The organism is Lysinibacillus sp. G4S2, from assembly GCF_030348505.1.
Lineage (GTDB): Bacteria > Bacillota > Bacilli > Bacillales_A > Planococcaceae > Lysinibacillus.
The window spans coordinates 2822885-2841162 of record NZ_JAUCFJ010000002.1; the positions used below are offsets into that span (position 1 = coordinate 2822885).

Consider the following 18278-nt stretch of genomic DNA (forward strand, 5'->3'; position numbering starts at 1 on the left):
TAACAACAGCCAAAATGCGGCTACATAATACTAGCAATAACAACAGCCAAAATGCGGCTACTAATACTAGCAATAACAATAATCAAAATGCTGCTACTAATGCGAGCGATAAAAACAGTCAAAATGCTGCTACTAATACTAGCAATAACAACAATCAAAATACTGCTACTAATGCGAGCGATAAAAACAGCCAAAATGCTGCAAAGAACGAAAGTAATACAAAAAATCAAAATGTATCTATCAATGAACATCCGCCAAAAAATTAGCAACATATTCGGATAAAAAAATGATGACCACGAAATAATCAAGGTCATCATTTTACTTTACAATCGAGAGTTTATAAAAACCATGCGCTTATATATGATATTCAATTTCATCAACGAAATCCCATTCATATGGTGTTTCTTGGTAAACATAGTAGTTCAACCAGTTTGAGAATAATAAATGTGTATGGGCACGCCATGTATTATTCGGTTCTTTTGATGGATCATCATTTGGGAAGTAATTCACTGGAACTGCAATATCCAATCCTTTTGCAACATCACGACTATATTCATCTGCTAATGTTGTTGCATCATATTCAAGGTGGCCTGTAATCATAATGTTTTTATTATCCTTCGATTGCACAATAAAGACACCCGCATCTTCTGAATACGATAATAAACGTAGATCAGGATGGTTGCGGACTTCCTCAATGGAGACTGATGTATAACGTGAATGTGGAGCCGTAAATAAATCACTGAAGCCACGTACTAAATCCACTGTTAAATCCGTAATGACATGGGAATAAACACCTGAACATTTAGCAGGAAGCTCAATTTTGCCAATACCGTAATGATGGTATAACGCTGCTTGTGCACCCCAACATATATGAAGGATCGATGTTACGTTCTTTTTGGACCAATCCATGATTTCTGATATTTCCTGCCAGTAGTTCACATCTTCAAATGCCATTTTTTCTACTGGTGCTCCCGTAATAATCATGCCATCATAGCGGCGATGGCGAATTTGATGAAAGGTCGTGTAAAATAACTGTAAATGTGATTTACTAACATTTTTTGATTCATGCGTAGCAGTATTTAAAAATGTAATATTGACTTGTAATGGTGTGTTACCTAATAAACGTAGTAATTGTAGCTCTGTTTTTTCTTTTTCTGGCATTAAATTTAAAATTAATATATTTAACGGACGAATTTGTTGGGTTTTCGCTCTATCCTCTTCCATTACGAAGATTTTTTCCTCACGTAAATGTTCTCCAGCTGGTAAGTTTTTCGGAATATTAATTGGCATCTTGCATTCCCCTCTCTTTTATTTCTCTCTTTCTAACATCAATTAGTGCCTTAGTATCCATGCACAAAGCTCATAAAATCTTTTATCGAATTAAATTAAAAAATCCCCCTCATTCCATTTGAGATAGAATGAGAAGGATTTTTTACCACGTTCACTCTTATCTCTCAAAGGATCAATCCTTCGCTGGAATTAGCACCTTTCTAACTTTTTTTGTTAGAGGTTGCTGAAGCGTCATCGGGCCAAATCCCTCAGCTTCTCTTGATAAGATTATTTAATTAAAATGAATTGTAACATGAACAATTAGGAATTTCAATAATACATAGAATATTTTGTTATTAACATGCATGTTCTACTATGAATTGATGAACACTATTCTTGATGCAAACCTTATTTACACGATGAAATATTATGAGATTCCTAATAGCTTTAATTTGGGAGTAATACATTTACTATTGGGATTTAGATCGCATTTATGTAGAAATGGAAAATCAAAGTTATTGCGTTTGCATGTGGAACATTGATGAATATGAAATTCGATGGACGTTATTTATTGATATTCCAGATGAGGACGGTGGAACTCATAGTGAACCAATTAATGAAGGTATAACTGACTTTGATTCTTCTGAAGATGAACGCGAGATGAAATTTAATCTATCCGAATGGGAAGAAGAAATGAAGGAAAGCAATTTGTTTCATTGGTACTGAATTTTCTAAAGGATGAAATTAATGAATGTGATGGTGCAAGTGAAGACAGTGGAGTACACGTTGATTTAAGAAATTGTAACTATTATGTTTTAGGTCGTAAATGGACAGAAGTAATTGAAGAATTCCTAAAAAAATGGCTATGGATTCTACTTTACAGGTGCAGACGGACATTGGACTAATATCTATAAATATAAAAGTTTAGTACCACAAATTTAAGTGAAAGTCGTCATAGCAACTATAAACCGCGTTGACTGAAGATGAGATCAATGAGCTATTGAAATAAAACAATCTACATGTTCCTTTGAGAATGATGAGACGGTTACTTATTTATTTGATAAGTTTAAAGATGACTTTATAGGCTTATCTAATATGATCGAGGAAGTTGAAAATAAATTATCAATTTACACTGTAAAGTTTACGGATTTGATATTTTTAAAAAATTTATTTAGATAATATCTATCTTAATTCCTCCAATAATATGTTTACTAGTGTAATTTTCTTATTCTCATTTCACACGTGTTGATTAACCAAAATTATACAGTAGTTGAATGATTTATGTTCCAATGAAACACCAGGATTTCTTTCACCCTGATTCGCCATTCTATTGGCAGGGCAGCACAAAGAAACATCCGTGTAAAACCTACGAATGATAAGGGTTTGATATTATTTTTCTTATTCCCTTGTGTATGAAGAAATTTCAAACAAACATAGGCAATAAGGGCTACGAATAGCTGATTGAATACAGCATTTTTTGTTGTTCCGAATAGAACAGGTACGTTCAAGTTTTGTTTAATCCAACGGAAAAAATTTTCAATCGCCCAACGTGACTTATACATGTTGGCAATTTCTTCAGCGGTGATATCCATTAAACTTGTCACGACACGTATTTCTTTATCTTCATGATCTATGAATTGAACGACACGATGGCGTTTTTTCGTTTGTTTTTGTGGCGTCCCAAGCGTACAAGTAAAATCAGCTGTCACATTGGAATCGTTGGTACGACTACCTTGGAGCGATTTTTTGCGATTTAATTGCACATTGTCTTTTAAACGTAACACAAAATGTTGATATTCTTTCAGGTAGCGATCGACTTTATCAATAGAAAAGTAGGCACGGTCACAAACGAGGATAAACCTTTTATCTTCAAGGAATTCGCCAATGGGACCATCATGTTTTAAACCGGTTGTTTCTACGACTTTTAAGGGCATCGCAGTTTCATTAGTAAAACTAACATGTAATTTGATTCCTGAACGTTCGCCGTGATAGACAGCCCAAGGTAATCTTGTTTTGCCTACTGTAATGGTAGTTGAATCAACGGCTAATAATCTTTTCGGCAATTTCAATTTACGACGAGCTGCACGGTTGAGCTTCCCGACAATCACTTCAAAAATTCGTTTGATGATGCCATAATCAAGTGCCTTTAAATGTTTAGAAAGCGATGAATGATTCACCGAAACAAGACCGTTACTTGGACCCACATCCGCTGCGTGGCGTAAACTTTTCCACTCGTTCGTGGCAGCACCAATTAAATACGAAATGAGCGTGGGAACTGTACATTTTCGTGCTGTTTCTACATAACCGAATTCGCTTAAGATTGATTGCCATTCTTCCTCTGAAAGAAAGGTTTGAATGAGTGTAAAAATCGTGTTATTCTTGTTCAAGAGAGATTCCTCATTTCGTAATTGTTTGTGTAGTAACTAACATTTTACATGAGAATCTCTCTTTTTGTATAATTTTTATTGGAAGAAATTAGATAATCAACACGCGTGTTCTCATTTATACATTATCTATGTATCTATTTAGTAGATTTTCAGCTTCAAAAAAATTAAGACTTACTTTACGTGTTCTTTCAGATGAAATTTCATTTTCCAACACCCCTAAATGTGTTAGATTGGCTATTTCATTTTTAAAAACTGGTAAATGGAATGTAAAGTCATTAATCTCTAGTAACATTAAAAAACCACCAAACATTGTGTGATAACCTTTAATTTCAATTTCGCTTTCTGATAATAATTTTTTAATTACGGACACCTTTAAATCGTATAATTTGGACTGTCTAGTTTTAGCAGCCTGTACAACTGAATGGTTTTTCAAATGATAATTATCCTTCTTAGTATCACGACTTACTTTAGCTGATTTATTGATTAAATAAAGTGACTCAGCAATATTTTGTAATGTAATAGGGTGTTCCGTAACTTTACGCTTTTTTATCTCTACACAGTTGTCAATGTGATATAAAACATAATTGCCCCATTTGGAGTTTACATATAACTTTGCTGTAGCGTCATATTGCGATTCATCAAACGGTTTTAAACCTAATTCATTTTTCAATTTAGTTTTAGTGTAGTAACCTTCCTCGATATTCTTCCACGAATGAAAATGCGGTACTTCCATTAAAATCTCCTCCTTTTCAGCTTCCCTTTATTCGGTATTTAAAAGAAATATAATCTACATTATTTTACCCAAATTTATTTACATCCTTTTTTCCACATGCTATACTCAGTATACAAATCTTATACATATAAATTTACCCTTCCTTCTAAATAGTTAATTTTAACTCTACCACCCTTGCATTTTATTTGCAAGGTTATTTGTCGTTGTTCTATTAATTGTTTTATTTGCGATAACTGCTATATGATTGATGTCTCTTTCTTTTGGTACGATAAAACGCTAACATTTGATTAATTTGTTGATCTGTAAAAGTATCAATCTTCACATCTACTTTTTGAGTTTTTATCTTCTTCGCAATGTTTTCATCGACATATCCCTCTTCAACGCAATAATTTAAAAAAGCTTTAGGTCGTAAAATAATTGTGTTGATTGTATTTGGTTTCTTATTGTGTTGCTGTGCTATTATTAAATAATTCTTGAAATGGTTACGTGTCACATCCTCAACATTAACTGCTCCTTCTTTAAGGCAATAGTCAACGAAGGGTTTGATCAAGTATTTATAACTATTGATATTTGAATCAGTTGTGTTATTAAATCGTCTATCCGCTATAAAATCATCAAACGCAAACTTTAAAAGCATAAAAAAATACACTCCTTTTCATCTAAATTAATAGACAGTAAGAAGTGTACTATTGATAACAAATAAACTGTATTTTACTCCACATCTTATCAAGTGCCTTGAACCCTTGGTATTACTGACTTTTCAAAAATTCTTTTAAGGCTTCTCTTGATAAGATTATTTAATTAAAAAGAATTGTAACATGAACAATTAGGAATCTCAATAATACATAGAATATTTTGTTATTAACATGCATGTTCTACTATGAATTGATGAACACTACTCTTGACGCAAACCATATTTACACGATGAAATATTATGGTAAACAAGCCGTAATTATGTTACCATATACCTTTAGTAATAGAGAGGAACGTGAATAGTTTGATTAAAATTGAATTTCCAAAACCAGATTTAGTAATTCGCCAACGCGAACAAGATTTAAAGCCAGGTGATGTACCAATCACACCATACCATGGTTTTATTGATTTCCATAAAATCACACGTGAAAATGGCGGCATTTTCTTATTCTACAATGAACAGAATGAATTATTATTTGTCGGTAAAGCTCGTAAAATTCGTCAACGTATTAAAAAGCATTTCGAGGACAATGTGTCACCGATGAAAAATCATCGTAATGAAATTTTCAAAATTGAAGTGTATGAAGTGGAAGATCCAATGGAACGTGAAATTTACGAAACATACGCGATCAACTCATTCCGCGCTAAATACAATGTTGATAAAGTTTTTTATTAATAAGACAGCCAAAAGTAAGAATCTGCTCTCCTTTACGTAGAGCAGATTCTTTTTTACTGCTTTTAATCTAAGAAAAAGGCTTTACGTTCTTTTGTAATCCATTCCTCAAGCTCCTTATCATCACGCTTTAATAGTCGATTGACAAGGACGTCATGCCATATATAATCCTCTAATAAATAAATCTGAACAGGGTCAGTTGTAATAAAAGCCGTTTCTTGATTTGATGGTGAGTGACCATAAATCATTTCCTGACCATCTACGGATAAAATAAACCAATGGGGCGTGGAAGCTTTCCTCGTATATTGTGTAATACGATGTTGGTCAATGGATGCAACATTTTCATCCACATACAATGTAATGCCATGAACCGGAGTATGCTGGTTGACCTCATGTATATCTTCTCGTAATTCTTCGTACATATCTTCCCACATCGATAATAGTACTTTTTTCTCCGCTTTTTTTAATAACGACTGACAGTAATTGACGATTGCCTGTTTCCCTTTAAGCATTAGCACTTTATGTTCTGTTTCCTGCTCTTTTGTTTCTAATTTTTCTAATTGTGTACTAATCGACGTAAAGTTCGATTGCCAACTTTGCTGAATTTGTTGTAAAAACACAGCTACAGGAATGGAAGAGTAAGTCGTTTGATCTGTAGTTTCTTCTTTCAGTACTAGCCCTTTTTCAACAAGTAAATCAAGTATGTCATATATTCTTGCCCGTGGAATACCGGAGTTTTTGCTTACTTGATAGGCACTTACATGACTATTTTGTACGAGTGCTGTATAGGCCTTAGCTTCATATTCTGTAAATCCCAGTTCTTTTAACTGGGCGATTAATTCATCCATCCAATCCCTCCATAACCAAATTTTAGTCCAACCATCATAACGTGTGGTTGATGGGCCAAATTTTGAAAGAAAAATGCTTATTTTTAGGTGTACAAATAGTCCCTGTTATAAGCTCTATAATTACCAGACAGGTCTCAGACTCGTTGGTAATTTACCTTCATTTACATCATAAACTAATGTGGTTAAATCTTCTTTGAGCGTTTGCAGTCGTTCAACACCTATTTTTGTAATCCATTGTTGCTCAATCTCAGCTAGTATCTTCTTTTTTGCATTAACTACTAACCAACCTCGTTCGGTCAAAACAATAATTTTCCCTCTCTTATCAGTGGGATGAGCTTTGCGCATTACATAACCACGGTGCTCAAGATAATCCACCATTTTACTTACAGCTTGCTTTGTAATTCCTAAATATTCGGCAATTTCTATACCTGTGGCTCCATTGGGAATGATACATTTAAACATAAAACCATGTACAGGTCTAATATCTCCAAATCCCATTACACTCAATCTGTCATGCAGTTCATTAATTGATGTACTAAAGGATAATGATAAAAGTGATGTAAGATCCAACTCATTAAATACTTCATGATTCACACATAAAACCTCCTCAAATAAAGTCAATTAGGTTGACTTTATTTGTAACACATTGTACTATACGCAATGTGGTCAATCAAGTTGACTATAATTCGATTCTTAAATAAATAAATCATGGAGGATTCTTATGGCTAACATCATTAAAGTTAGAGCAAGTGTATTTATTCCAATGTCTTGGACTGAACCTAAGAAGGATACTCAAACAGGAAATGTCATTCAATTTGAAGGTGACTCACGTGAATTTACACCATATGCTGTCAACACTATGCGGTCCAGAGTTGAACAAGAAGTAGTTATAGATTTTTATAAAAAAGAAATTTTCACATATGCAAATACTGGAATAACAACAGAAAAAATCATAACTCCCGGTGGATCCGTTAATAAAAGAACAGGAAAAGCTAGTACGGAAGGTATTTTATGTACTGATATTGTATGGGGATTAGATGACGTTAAATTTCAAATGAGTGCTAGTGCTAGCAACCCATTAAATGTATATGCACCTCCCGTTGATTATCTTTTAACTGTACATGTCAAAAAAGATGGTACTGTCGATATTCAAGGTGCACATGACGGATTCCCTTGTTATGAATTTTATAAGCAAGTAAGTTTTGGTCCTTTTGAGAAAATTCATACACATGACTTCAGAGAAACTGGGGATACTCCTGAAGCTCTAGGTGGAGACATGGAGTATAGTTTTACTAAGATATTGTAAAGACAGTATGATTCCCTACTTTGGAGATACAAAAATTACATTATTAAACGCAAGTGGCGGTGTCTATTCTGAAAGACCAAAAGCTGAGTTAGAAATGGCTGTTACATATGTAACAAACATGATGAACTTCTTCGGTGTAAAAGATTTAGAGAAAATAGTGATTGAAGGTCACAATCAATTCCCAGATAAAGCGAAAGAAATTATTGCAGCAGGACTTGAAAAGGCTGTTAAAGTAGCAAGTACGTTTTAATTAGTCAAAACTAAGACTCTTTATGGCAGTACCAACACTATTATTTTCATGTAAAGTATGGAGTGAAATTGGATTTCGCTCCATATTTTTTATTCTACCTTTTATTCAAAGGCTTCTTCGCAATCTATGCCTTTTTAACCCCATACCTATCCTCTTCTATCCTTACTTCAAGTGATAGAACTCTCTTTAATTCAACTTAGATACAAATACAGTCTAGATTTAATTTAATGGTATCGTTTTAAAATAGTATTACCCTCAACCAGTTTCTAAGAATCTAAATTTTGCAGATCATTTGCTTACTAAAAAGTTAGTCTTTACAGCAAGCAGAATTTTAGTTACTATTTCAGTAGTAACTAAATAAAGAGGTGCAAACATGCCAGTTGAATTAGATTTAAATTTAGTAATATTATTAATATCTTTCGGTTTTTTAGCCGCCTTTGTGGACGCAGTCGTCGGAGGGGGTGGCTTGATTGCATTGCCTGCCCTCATGTTTGCTGGTTTAAATCCAGCAGCTGCTGTTGCGACCAATAAACTTGCCGGAACATTTGGGGCTTTGACATCGACCATCTCCTTTTATCGATCTGGACAGTTAGAAATTCGTTCTGTGATTAAATACTTTCCTTTATCCTTTATTGGATCGTTACTGGGTGCATGGACAGTTCATTTAATAAATCCTGAATTATTAAAACCAATCATGCTCATCATGCTTGCTGCTGTTGCAGTCTATACGATCTTCAAAAAAGACTGGGGCTCTGTATCTGCAGTTAAACATTTATCACGTACTCATTTACTGTTATTTATGCTGTTGTTATTTAGCATTGGATTTTATGATGGATTTCTAGGTCCAGGGACTGGCTCATTTTTAATCTTTAGCTTTTTACTTGTAGGATTTGATTTTTTAAAAGCGGCAGGAAATGCGAAGTTTTTAAATTTAGCAAGTAATTTTGCTGGACTTTTGATGTTCACTTACTTAGGTCACATCCATTATGTTTATGGATTATTGATGGGGGTAGCTCAAATTGCCGGTGCACTTGTAGGCTCACGTATGGCGATAAAAAAAGGGAGCGGCTTTGTTCGCGTATTGTTTATTATCGTAACAATTACCTTGCTCACTAAAAATGCTTATGATTACATAGTAGTTCGTTAAAAAAACGCTGTAGATATATTATCTACGGCGTTTTTGCTTGTCGACAAACTTTTGGACTTTCTATCCATCATTTCGAAGGTTCTATCCACGACTTTGAACGTTCTATCCATCATTTCAAAGGTTCTATCCACGATTTTGGACGTTCTATCCATCATTTCAAAGGTTCTATCCACGGTTTTGGACGTTCTATCCATCATTTCGACGGTTCTATCCACGATTCCGGGCGTTCTATCCATCATTTCAAAGGTTCTATCCACGACTTTGAGCGTTCTATCCATCATTTCAAAGGTTCTATCCACGACTTTGGACGTTCTATCCATCATTTCAAAGGTTCTATCCACGACTTTGGACGTTCTATCCATCATTTCGAAGGTTCTATCCGTCGCTTATTGTCTAAAATAGAAAACGCCGTAGATATTCACTCTACGGCGTTTTCTTAGTTAAATAAATAATTTTTCGTCTTTAAATTTATGACTTGTTAATAAGCTAACAATAACAAAAATGAAAAGTGAAGCGACAATTGGAATTGTTACGGTATGCATACCAAAGACGGATGGGTAAAAACGATCAATGATTATATATAAGGTCATACCTGAAATCATCGATGCAATAGCACCATATTTATTGGCCTTTTTCCAATATAGTCCTAAAACGACGGACCAAATAAAGACGGCCTCAAGTCCACCAAAAGCAAATAAATTAAGCCATACTAATAAATCTGGTGGGTTTAATGCAAAGATAATAACCGCAAAACCAATAACCGTCGTGACAATAAAGCTTGCCCGCTTAATTTCAGTATCGTTCGCAGTTGGCTTAATATAATTTAAGTAAATGTCTTTTACTACCGTGGAACTTACAAGCATAAGTAGCGCGTTGACTGTAGACATTGTTGCTGCCATTGGTGCTGCTAACACAACGCCAGCTAAAAACGGTGGCAAAACCTTCAATGTCAGTAGCGGCATAACTTTATCTCCAATTTCTATTCCCGGTAAAACTGGACGAGCAAATACACCAATTAAATGCATCCCAAACATGATTGTCCCAATGGCAATAGTGCCAATGATAATAGCTAAATGCATGCTTTTTGAATCTTTATAGCTCATGGCACGAACTGCGATTTGTGGGAGTCCTACAACTCCAACACCTATTAAAATCCAAAATGTAGAAACGTATAATGGCGTTAAATCACCTTCAGCTCCAAATGGAGACACAAGATTTGGGTTTTCTGCGACAAGTGAGGCCATAATATTATCGATTCCCCCACCAGCGATGATTGTCCCAATTAATAAAATGATTGTTCCGATCACCATAATTGACCCTTGCACTGTATCCGTTAATGCAACTGCACGGAAGCCCCCAATGATTACATAAACTAATACGGAAATCGCAAAAATAAAGAGTGCAGTTGTGTAGTTTAAGCCAGTTAACGATTCGATTAAGCGAGCACCACCTACCCATTGAGCCATCATCGCAGAAAATAAAAATACGATAATACTAATAGCTGATAAAATCACAATAACATGGCTTTTATAGCGTTCTCGTAAAAAATCAATTAATGTAATGGCTTGGTAACGTCTTGCGATAATAGCGAATTTCTTCCCTAAAATCATCAGAACAAAGTAACCTGCAGGAAGCTGCGCCATCGCCAACAATACCCAGCCAAGCCCTTTCGTGTAAGCTACACCTGGACCTCCAATAAAGCTACTCGCACTACCGTACGTTGCAATCATAGTCATGGCCAAGATGAAGCCTCCCATTTCACGACCACCAAGGAAGTACTCCTGTAAAAATGAATTGGAAGAGCGTATATGCTTATTTGACCAAATACCAATCCCAAAAATGATGACTAAAAATAATAGCAGTGGAACAATAACTTGCCAGTGCATTATTGATCCACCTCCTCATCATCAAATGGTACCTCTTTGAAAAAGAGTTTCAAGACGAGCCAGATTAAAATAATCATGAAGCCTGTCCCTGCAATACAGCTATAGAAAAACCATGCAGGGAAACCGAATACATACGTATAGTTCTTCGGATCACCCGAACTAAGTCCATAGGCAAAGCCGTACCAAATCGCAAAGTTGACGATCACAAGCCCGATGCCAATAAGCGCCTCTCGATGCGCAATTTTAAAGCGTTGATCTTTCAAAATAAAGTCCCCCTAACCTTCTCTATTTTACTGGTATGTTCGCATTCTGGGAACCTATATAAAAAAAATAAATGACAGTTTGCACAATCATTTAATTTAAATAACGATAAACAGAGATTTTCCTTTTATATCGTGTTTGAAATCTTCTAGCGTGGGGTTGATTTCCGTTCCGGCTTGGCGCTTCCGATTTCATGAACACCCTTATCTTTCTCTAACAGTTCCTACCGCCATGCCTGTAGTAGGCTTTCAGCACCAAGTTATTGCACATGCCTGGCGCACCATTAAAAAAACGCCTGGATATCCAAGCGTTTTCTCATCTTTAATATTGGAATTTTTTGAGTAAGCCTTGCAGCTCATGTGCCTGTTGTGCCATTTCTTTTGAGGAAGTGGCCATATTTTCTATGAAAGCTAATTGCTCTTTCGATGTAAGCGAAACATGGTCTGTACTTTCACTTGCTTTGTTGGCAATGCGTGCCATCTCTTCTGTTGACGCTGTAACTTCTTCAATACTGGCAGACATTTGCTCTGTTACAGCAGAGATGTCATGTAGCTGAGTACTAACTCCCTTAATCGAATGCATAATCTTGTGGAAGACCTGCTTTGTTTCATCTACAACATCCCTACCTGCTGCTGTTTCCTTCGAGTTACTAGAAATGGCCGTAATAACATTGGCCGTATTATTTTGAATAGAAAAAATAAGTGATGCTATTTGATCCGCAGATTCCTTTGATTGTTCTGCTAATTTACGAACCTCATCTGCAACGACAGCAAATCCCTTTCCTTGCTCTCCGGCACGAGCCGCTTCTATAGCAGCATTTAAAGCAAGCAAGTTCGTTTGATCGGCGATACTTGTAATCACATCAACGATATTGCCTATTTGCTGTGACTGATCACCTAATATTCGGACCTGCGACTCTACATTGTCAGATGAATCATTAATGATTGTCATTTGTGTCATTACACGATTCAAAGAGTCATTTCCTTGTGCTGCCTCATTGCTCATTAAATCAGCAGCATCTGAAAGAGTCGAAACGGTTTCAGCAACTTGTTGGATGCCAACCGCCATTTCCTGCGTTGCATGTAAGCTCTCACTTGTACTATGCAAAGTCGTTCTTGAACCAGTTGCTATATCTTGTAAGGTTGACGTTAGCTGTCTCGTCATATCCGCCGTTTGCTGTGCTTTAGATGTTAAGCCATCCGAAGATATATCAACCTGTTTAGAAGAGTGTGCTATTTGTTGCATTAATACTTTTAAGCTTGTCAGCATTTTATTAAAAGATTGGGCAAGCTCACCTGCTTCATCTTTTGAATTAATTTGTAGCTGCTTTGTTAAATCTCCCTCTCCATCAGCTATATCTCGTAGCTGATCATTCATTTCATGAAGTGGCTTGACAAAAGCCCTTGTGAAAAGGAAACTTCCTAATACTGCAATGACAGCTCCGATGAATAAGACAATGAGTATCTTGCCAATAAATGTGAAAATAATAGCATTCATCTCATCAATCGGTTCACCGACAAACCACATCCCAATGATGTCTCCATTTGCATCTTTAATTGGTGAATATAGCGTTAGATACTTTGTTCCTACTACATCCGCTTCCCCTATGAAGGTTTCCCCTTTATTCATTACATTTTCAACAACTTTTGGATCTGCGTCTTTGCCAACTAAACGTTCTCCATTTAGCTGTAGATTGGTGATCAGTCCTTTTGTGCCTTGGAAAATGGTTACACCACCATCGATGCTTTCTCCTACCTCATCCACAAATGCCTCCTGATCAACCATTTTCGTATTCCCTTTGTAAAGCTCACCATCTTTTATGGCCCAATCGCCCTTAAAGCGTTCTTCTAGCAGCATATAACCAACCTTTGAAATATGGGTTATACTCTTCTCAAAATTGTTAAGCATAATTTGCTTCACTTGTATATGAGATACAAATCCAATCATAATGCTTAAAAACAGAATAACGCCCACTAAAAGCAAATTAAATTTCGTACTAATTTTAAAAGTGCGCACAAAGTTTTCTCTCCTTTCTCACATCAATCAGGAATATTATGTATAAAATGTAAACCATTTTTATTAAACATGATTCTATAAATAGTTTCAATACATTATCAATAAATTAACAATTTTAATATAAATGAGTTGTTGGTGAGCAGTGGCTAAGGGAGATACAATGAATTCACAACGTGTCGTTGATTTCCGTTCCGACTGGGCGCTTTGTTGCTGCCGCTTCGCTTTCGCACGGAGCAGAGCTTCCTGAAGGCGTCCGATGAGCCACTTTGTTGCTGCCGCTACGTTAACACTACGCTTTCGCACAGAAAACATCCGCTTTGCTCCAGGGTCTCATCTGTGACCTAATCCCCGAGAAGTCACCCAGTCTTCACTCCAATCAACTTATCCGTATAACATACACTTTAACAACATAATGTCACCATCATCTCTCGCTGGTGAACTAAAATTCTTCATTTTTATGGTGTAATTTTAAATTTATGTTAATATATCTTTTAAAAGGGGAGAGTTTATGAAACTTATTTTACTATTTGGTCCTCAAGCAGTTGGAAAAATGACTGTTGGACAGGAATTAGCTAAATTAACGGATTTGAAGCTTTTTCATAACCATATGACGATTGATTTGGTTGGTCATTTTTTTGGTTATGGTACAACAGAAGGAAAAAGATTGGTTAATTTGTTTCGTCAGGAAATATTCGAAGAGGTATCCAAAAGTAATTTGTATGGGTTAATTTTTACTTATGTCTGGGCATTTGATATGCAGAAGGATTGGGATTATGTCGACGATCTTGCAAAGCTTTTTGAATCTAGAGGTGGTACTGTTTATTATGTAGAGCTTGAAGCTGATGTAATAGAAAGATTGGAAAGAAATAAAAGCGGTAATCGACTTGAGCATAAACCTTCAAAAAGAGATATTGAATGGTCCGAAAAGGATTTGAAAAGCTCAATGGAAAAATACAGATTAAATTCCTTAGAGGGCGAATTAAAATATCCAAATTATCTCAAGATCAACAACACAAACTTGAGTGCTGAAGAAGTTGCTTTAAGCATAAAGGAAACATTTCATTTGTAGAATTGGAAAACGCCTGGATCTCCAAGCGTTTTTTCGGTTCTATAATGGAACTACATACCACTTACAACTTTATTTTAATCAACTGATAACCCGTTAATAAAACAAAATACTATTTCTTCTTCTATCTGACTTAATTTACGATTCAGTTGAGTAGATAGTTCATTAACCAAATTCGAATGGTTTCTTTGCTGTTTTTCTGTTAAATCACAAATTAACTTCAACAACATTATATACCCCATAAACTCCTCTTTAGACAATGGGGGCTCATGCGAAAGTACATAAATTTCGGCATCAAACATTTCGATGTTTTCTAAGAGATGTCTAACATTTTCAATTTTATATTGTGGTTGTTGTGTGTAAATACTTGGATACAAACAGTCCCCTAAGAAAAGTACCTTTTCTTCCTCTACATAAATAAGTGATGAGTCATCAGAATGATCTCCACCTACATGTTTGACTACACACCGAATACCACCTAATTCAATCTCATATTTATCTTTAAAAGTAATATTAGGTAATTTGATGGTAATATTTCTGTCTTCTCCAAATTCTTTTTTTATCATGTCGGAACAAAATTGATTCTCTAGGCCTTTTTCGACACGATTATTTAACGCTTCATCTGTCCAATCAAATTCCATCATTTTTTCAAGATGCATTTTTGTGTTTTCATGTGCAATGGTTAAGAGATTCATCTGATTTGTTCCAAAGCTATGATCCCAATGCCAATGCGTCAATACTACAGAATGATAATTAGCAATTTGGCTTTGATTTAGTTCATCAAAAAATAACTTAGCATGTTTATCAGAATTTCCTGCATCTACAATTAGGGTTTGCTGATTCCCACAAATGACAGACAGTATTGGTCGATCTGTATCAGGATCATGCGGCAAATAATGTATACGATTCGTTAGTTGTTTCAAATTTTTCTCCATTATCTTAACTCCCTTTGTTTTCATTAGTTCCGACAATCTTATTTAATGTATCAAGAACATTTTTTAACTCTGTTAAGCTAACTTTCGAATAATATTTTTCAACAAGAATTGCGTCAATTTTATTTAGAAGCTGATGAAACTCTTGACCTCTATCCCCAAGATAAATAAAGGTCTCTCTACGGTTTATTGAATTCTCTTGTCGATAGATCATTTTCATTTCTTCGAGCTTTGAAATTACTTGGCTAACCGCACTTTTTGAAATACCAAAATGATTTGCAATTTCATTCGCGATTAAGGGCTCATTGCGAATGATATAAAACATAATAATTTCTTGTTGAGGGGTTAAATGAAAGTTTTCTAATTCCTCAACCTCTTTGGTTTCTTGTAAAACTAACAACTTGAACTGCTCAAACTTCTGATTGATCTGGTCTATCATTATTAAATAATCATGCACAGTTTTATCAGCCCCAATTCACATTTAGTTAAGTTAAGTTTACTTAACTATTATTAGTTTGTCAATTATTGTATGAACTTATTGAAGATGGAAATCATTCTATTCCCCTTGATCTTATTTTTTCATAGCCACTGCTCACTAATTAGTGAGCAGTGGGAAGACAGTAAATTCACAACGTAGGGTTTATTTCCGTTCCTCCTAGGGGCGTCGGGGCAACAACAAATGGTTTTTGTGCGAAAGCGAAGTGCTAAGGAAGTGGCTGTATATATTCTTCAAAAGGATTATTATGATTTCTTATTAAATCTCCTGATACTTTATTTAGTTATTGAATGTTCATCAATAGCTTGAACGGCGAGTTCCAACGCTTTCATTCTTCTTTCTAATAGCGTTCTTTGGGGACTACCAACCTTCGACTTAATATATATGTTCTCAATTGATGGTAATAAACCAGTAAGAACATTGCGAGCTTCAGCTAATTCTTCTGGGGTATAATGATGGGGGCTTTGATTCCAAACATTTTCTAGCATTGCTAAGCCAATGCAAACAGCGTTGAGTCGTTTCTTAACTAAGGTAGTATTTGCGCCTTTCTGAGTCATCTGGGACAAGGCATTTTCGAGTTTTCTGATTGTCGATTGTAAAGAATTAATTGATTCCAATTTTTCTACATTTGATACATTTTCCATATTAGTACTGCCCTTTCTTCGTTACCGAATTATATTATTGATACTTCCTTAAGAAACTTATTTCACTCGCAATATTTTAACATAAATACTCCTTCCTCGATTTAGGATGATTCTAGGAAGAAGTCGCTTTGAGCAATAAGAAAATATTTCATTTATAGACCTAAAAAAACGCCTGGATCTCCAAGCGCTTCCTGTTAATTCGTAGTTTTCACATACATTTGCAATGCTTTTTTATCAATTTTTCCGACACTTGTTTTTGGCAATTCATCGATGACAATAATTTTTTTCGGTATTTTATAGCTCCCTAGATGCTTACTACAGATTTCTTTAATTTCCTCTATTAAAGTATCTTCCCGATCATTACAAACGATAAAGGCTACTACAATTTCTCCCCAATAATCATCCTCTACGCCAATCACCGCGACTTCTTGAACTAGTTGATGGCGTAAAATATATTGCTCAACCTCCTGCGGATAAACATTTTCACCACCAGAAATAATCATCTCCTTACTACGACCGACAATATAAAAGTCACCGTCTTCATCCATCATTGCTAAATCACCAGTTTTTAACCAACCGTCATGAATGATTTTTTCAGTCTCCTGCTGATTATTCCAGTAAAAGCGAAACATATGCTTTCCTCTGACCAATAGCTCGCCCACTTCATTTGGTGTACAGCTTTCTCCAGCACTATTGATAATTTTAGCTTCATTGAATTGCATGCTCTTTCCTACAGCACCCTTTTTCAAATAAGCATCCTCGCGAGCAATATAAAAATTATTTGGACCTGCTTCCGTTAAGCCGTAGCCCTCTTTAAAAAATAGTCCTTTTTTATAAAATTCATCATAGATTGGATACGGACATGGTGCCCCTCCCGATAAAAATACTTTCATAGAAGGGAAGCTACTCTTCTTAAAGTAATCCGTCGCAATCATCGCTTGGTACATCGTTGGTACAAAAAGCGAAATCGTCGCCTTATACTGATTCGTTGCCTTAAGTGCCGTTTCTGCGTCAAACTTATCAGCTATAACAACCGTACCCCCAGCCATTAGCAGCGGAATACATAGGGCATTCAAACCTCCTGTATGAAACAACGGCATGTAATTTAACGTACAATCAGTATCATTTAAGCCCCAGCTAATGATGGTATTGATGGCATTCCAATTAACAGAATTAAAGGATAGTACAACACCCTTCGCCTTGCCAGTTGTGCCCCCAGTATAAATCATTAGCCAAGGATCATTCAGTTCTACCTCTCGAATGCTAAGTGTAGCCGTTTCCCTCGCTAAACGAAGGGAATGCATATTTTCTAAAGATAAAGGGCAATTCATTTCTTCATCGTAAAGCAGTAAGGAAGGCGTAGCATCCGTCAAAATATCATTTAATTCCTTCACACTCATACGCCAATTTAATGGCACGTAGATCAGTCCTCTTAATCCACAGGCGAATAAGACGGCAAAAAGCTGGATGTGATTTTTCGCAAAGACGGCTACACGACTCCCTACCTGTAAGTTTTGGCGCTCAAAAAAATGACTCCATTTTGTAATTTCTTCCGTTAATTGCTGATAAGTCCATTGTTCCTTTGTTTCTAGGTTCACCAATGCTAGACGTTTAGGTGTTAACGATGCACGTTTTAATATCCAGGCTTGCTCTACAAACATCTTGAAAGCC

General features: G+C 35.6%; 21 protein-coding genes, 1 pseudogene and 1 riboswitch. Of the genes and pseudogenes, 8 read left to right on the forward strand and 14 right to left on the reverse strand.

Annotated features, from left to right (window positions below):
* The first annotated feature begins 14 nt into the window (after nt 1-14).
* Complete coding sequence (locus QUF91_RS14515; protein ID WP_289418219.1) at nt 15-266, forward strand: hypothetical protein; 252 nt, start codon at nt 15-17, stop codon at nt 264-266.
* 88 nt (nt 267-354) lie between these two features.
* On the opposite strand, the gene metA is transcribed toward QUF91_RS14515, so the two are convergent.
* A complete protein-coding gene (metA, locus tag QUF91_RS14520; protein WP_285395258.1) occupies nt 355-1290 on the reverse strand; it encodes a homoserine O-acetyltransferase MetA in 936 nt (311 codons plus the stop codon).
* A gap of 154 nt (nt 1291-1444) precedes the next feature.
* A riboswitch (SAM riboswitch) is annotated at nt 1445-1558 on the reverse strand.
* 239 nt (nt 1559-1797) lie between these two features.
* Between metA and QUF91_RS14525 the strand changes: the two genes are divergently transcribed.
* Nucleotides 1798-1995, forward strand: a complete 198-nt coding sequence (locus tag QUF91_RS14525; RefSeq protein WP_285395259.1) for a hypothetical protein — start codon at nt 1798-1800, stop codon at nt 1993-1995.
* A gap of 533 nt (nt 1996-2528) precedes the next feature.
* On the opposite strand, the gene QUF91_RS14530 is transcribed toward QUF91_RS14525, so the two are convergent.
* From QUF91_RS14530 to QUF91_RS14540, 3 genes are all read right to left on the reverse strand, one after another.
* A complete protein-coding gene (locus QUF91_RS14530; RefSeq protein WP_289417678.1) occupies nt 2529-3656 on the reverse strand; it encodes an IS4 family transposase in 1128 nt (375 codons plus the stop codon).
* Between the two features lie 115 nt (nt 3657-3771).
* Complete coding sequence (locus QUF91_RS14535; RefSeq protein WP_289418220.1) at nt 3772-4389, reverse strand: YkyB family protein; 618 nt, start codon at nt 4387-4389, stop codon at nt 3772-3774.
* Nucleotides 4390-4609: 220 nt separating this feature from the next.
* Entirely contained in the window at nt 4610-5026 is a 417-nt protein-coding gene (locus QUF91_RS14540) for a phage integrase SAM-like domain-containing protein (RefSeq protein WP_289418222.1), read from the reverse strand.
* A gap of 360 nt (nt 5027-5386) precedes the next feature.
* Between QUF91_RS14540 and QUF91_RS14545 the strand changes: the two genes are divergently transcribed.
* Entirely contained in the window at nt 5387-5758 is a 372-nt protein-coding gene (locus QUF91_RS14545) for a nucleotide excision repair endonuclease (RefSeq protein WP_285395263.1), read from the forward strand.
* Nucleotides 5759-5820: 62 nt separating this feature from the next.
* Here the strand turns inward: QUF91_RS14545 and QUF91_RS14550 are convergent, their stop codons facing one another.
* Together QUF91_RS14550 and QUF91_RS14555 are read right to left on the reverse strand one after the other, a co-directional pair.
* On the reverse strand, nt 5821-6603 hold the full coding sequence (locus QUF91_RS14550; protein ID WP_285395264.1) for a TrmB family transcriptional regulator: 783 nt from the start codon (nt 6601-6603) through the stop codon (nt 5821-5823).
* Between the two features lie 120 nt (nt 6604-6723).
* Nucleotides 6724-7197: a MarR family winged helix-turn-helix transcriptional regulator gene (locus tag QUF91_RS14555; protein WP_289418224.1), complete on the reverse strand. Its 474-nt coding sequence runs from the start codon at nt 7195-7197 to the stop codon at nt 6724-6726.
* Nucleotides 7198-7324: 127 nt separating this feature from the next.
* Between QUF91_RS14555 and QUF91_RS14560 the strand changes: the two genes are divergently transcribed.
* The 4 genes and pseudogenes from QUF91_RS14560 to QUF91_RS14575 all read left to right on the forward strand — a co-directional run bounded on the left by QUF91_RS14560 (nt 7325) and on the right by QUF91_RS14575 (nt 9708).
* Nucleotides 7325-7909 carry a DUF3238 domain-containing protein gene (locus tag QUF91_RS14560; protein ID WP_289418225.1) on the forward strand — a complete coding sequence of 195 codons (585 nt, stop codon included), beginning with the start codon at nt 7325-7327 and terminating at the stop codon, nt 7907-7909.
* 22 nt (nt 7910-7931) lie between these two features.
* A pseudogene (locus QUF91_RS14565) lies at nt 7932-8159 on the forward strand (NAD(P)H-dependent oxidoreductase); the annotation flags it as partial.
* Between the two features lie 373 nt (nt 8160-8532).
* The gene (locus tag QUF91_RS14570; RefSeq protein WP_285395267.1) at nt 8533-9306 is read left to right on the forward strand and encodes a sulfite exporter TauE/SafE family protein; all 774 of its coding nucleotides are present in this window, start codon (nt 8533-8535) and stop codon (nt 9304-9306) included.
* 51 nt (nt 9307-9357) lie between these two features.
* Nucleotides 9358-9708: a hypothetical protein gene (locus tag QUF91_RS14575; RefSeq protein ID WP_289418226.1), complete on the forward strand. Its 351-nt coding sequence runs from the start codon at nt 9358-9360 to the stop codon at nt 9706-9708.
* Between the two features lie 38 nt (nt 9709-9746).
* On the opposite strand, the gene panF is transcribed toward QUF91_RS14575, so the two are convergent.
* The 4 genes from panF to QUF91_RS14595 all read right to left on the reverse strand — a co-directional run bounded on the left by panF (nt 9747) and on the right by QUF91_RS14595 (nt 13781).
* Nucleotides 9747-11192 carry a sodium/pantothenate symporter gene (gene panF / locus QUF91_RS14580; protein ID WP_285395269.1) on the reverse strand — a complete coding sequence of 482 codons (1446 nt, stop codon included), beginning with the start codon at nt 11190-11192 and terminating at the stop codon, nt 9747-9749.
* Nucleotides 11192-11455, reverse strand: coding sequence for a YhdT family protein (locus QUF91_RS14585; protein ID WP_289418228.1), 264 nt, complete (start codon nt 11453-11455; stop codon nt 11192-11194). Before QUF91_RS14585 ends, panF begins: the two co-directional genes overlap by 1 nt.
* Before the next feature lie 319 nt (nt 11456-11774).
* On the reverse strand, nt 11775-13469 hold the full coding sequence (locus tag QUF91_RS14590) for a methyl-accepting chemotaxis protein (RefSeq protein ID WP_289418229.1): 1695 nt from the start codon (nt 13467-13469) through the stop codon (nt 11775-11777).
* Nucleotides 13470-13556: 87 nt separating this feature from the next.
* Complete coding sequence (locus tag QUF91_RS14595; RefSeq protein WP_289418230.1) at nt 13557-13781, reverse strand: hypothetical protein; 225 nt, start codon at nt 13779-13781, stop codon at nt 13557-13559.
* A 196-nt stretch (nt 13782-13977) separates the two neighbouring features.
* Here QUF91_RS14595 and QUF91_RS14600 point away from each other — a divergent pair, with 196 nt between their 5' ends.
* The gene (locus tag QUF91_RS14600) at nt 13978-14538 is read left to right on the forward strand and encodes an AAA family ATPase (protein WP_285395273.1); all 561 of its coding nucleotides are present in this window, start codon (nt 13978-13980) and stop codon (nt 14536-14538) included.
* Between the two features lie 74 nt (nt 14539-14612).
* On the opposite strand, the gene QUF91_RS14605 is transcribed toward QUF91_RS14600, so the two are convergent.
* The 4 genes from QUF91_RS14605 to QUF91_RS14620 all read right to left on the reverse strand — a co-directional run bounded on the left by QUF91_RS14605 (nt 14613) and on the right by QUF91_RS14620 (nt 18268).
* Complete coding sequence (locus tag QUF91_RS14605) at nt 14613-15470, reverse strand: MBL fold metallo-hydrolase (protein ID WP_285395274.1); 858 nt, start codon at nt 15468-15470, stop codon at nt 14613-14615.
* 4 nt (nt 15471-15474) lie between these two features.
* Nucleotides 15475-15924, reverse strand: a complete 450-nt coding sequence (locus QUF91_RS14610; RefSeq protein ID WP_285395275.1) for a MarR family winged helix-turn-helix transcriptional regulator — start codon at nt 15922-15924, stop codon at nt 15475-15477.
* 314 nt (nt 15925-16238) lie between these two features.
* On the reverse strand, nt 16239-16607 hold the full coding sequence (locus tag QUF91_RS14615) for a hypothetical protein (protein WP_289418232.1): 369 nt from the start codon (nt 16605-16607) through the stop codon (nt 16239-16241).
* Between the two features lie 194 nt (nt 16608-16801).
* Nucleotides 16802-18268 carry a class I adenylate-forming enzyme family protein gene (locus QUF91_RS14620; RefSeq protein ID WP_289418234.1) on the reverse strand — a complete coding sequence of 489 codons (1467 nt, stop codon included), beginning with the start codon at nt 18266-18268 and terminating at the stop codon, nt 16802-16804.
* Between the last annotated feature and the right edge of the window lie 10 nt (nt 18269-18278).

Excerpts from the sequence above, each read along its gene's own strand:
- QUF91_RS14615 (WP_289418232.1), bottom strand. The coding sequence starts at position 16,607 with ATGGAAAATGTATCAAATGTAGAAAAATTGGAATCAATTAATTCTTTA.
- QUF91_RS14550 (WP_285395264.1), bottom strand. The coding sequence starts at position 6,603 with ATGGATGAATTAATCGCCCAGTTAAAAGAACTGGGATTTACAGAATAT.
- QUF91_RS14525 (WP_285395259.1), top strand. The coding sequence starts at position 1,798 with ATGTGGAACATTGATGAATATGAAATTCGATGGACGTTATTTATTGAT.
- QUF91_RS14600 (WP_285395273.1), top strand. The coding sequence starts at position 13,978 with ATGAAACTTATTTTACTATTTGGTCCTCAAGCAGTTGGAAAAATGACT.
- QUF91_RS14515 (WP_289418219.1), top strand. The coding sequence starts at position 15 with ATGCGGCTACATAATACTAGCAATAACAACAGCCAAAATGCGGCTACT.
- QUF91_RS14605 (WP_285395274.1), bottom strand. The coding sequence starts at position 15,470 with ATGGAGAAAAATTTGAAACAACTAACGAATCGTATACATTATTTGCCG.
- QUF91_RS14535 (WP_289418220.1), bottom strand. The coding sequence starts at position 4,389 with ATGGAAGTACCGCATTTTCATTCGTGGAAGAATATCGAGGAAGGTTAC.
- QUF91_RS14595 (WP_289418230.1), bottom strand. The coding sequence starts at position 13,781 with ATGTTTTCTGTGCGAAAGCGTAGTGTTAACGTAGCGGCAGCAACAAAG.
- QUF91_RS14620 (WP_289418234.1), bottom strand. The coding sequence starts at position 18,268 with ATGTTTGTAGAGCAAGCCTGGATATTAAAACGTGCATCGTTAACACCT.
- metA (WP_285395258.1), bottom strand. The coding sequence starts at position 1,290 with ATGCCAATTAATATTCCGAAAAACTTACCAGCTGGAGAACATTTACGT.
- QUF91_RS14560 (WP_289418225.1), top strand. The coding sequence starts at position 7,325 with ATGGCTAACATCATTAAAGTTAGAGCAAGTGTATTTATTCCAATGTCT.
- QUF91_RS14570 (WP_285395267.1), top strand. The coding sequence starts at position 8,533 with ATGCCAGTTGAATTAGATTTAAATTTAGTAATATTATTAATATCTTTC.
- QUF91_RS14540 (WP_289418222.1), bottom strand. The coding sequence starts at position 5,026 with ATGCTTTTAAAGTTTGCGTTTGATGATTTTATAGCGGATAGACGATTT.
- panF (WP_285395269.1), bottom strand. The coding sequence starts at position 11,192 with ATGCACTGGCAAGTTATTGTTCCACTGCTATTATTTTTAGTCATCATT.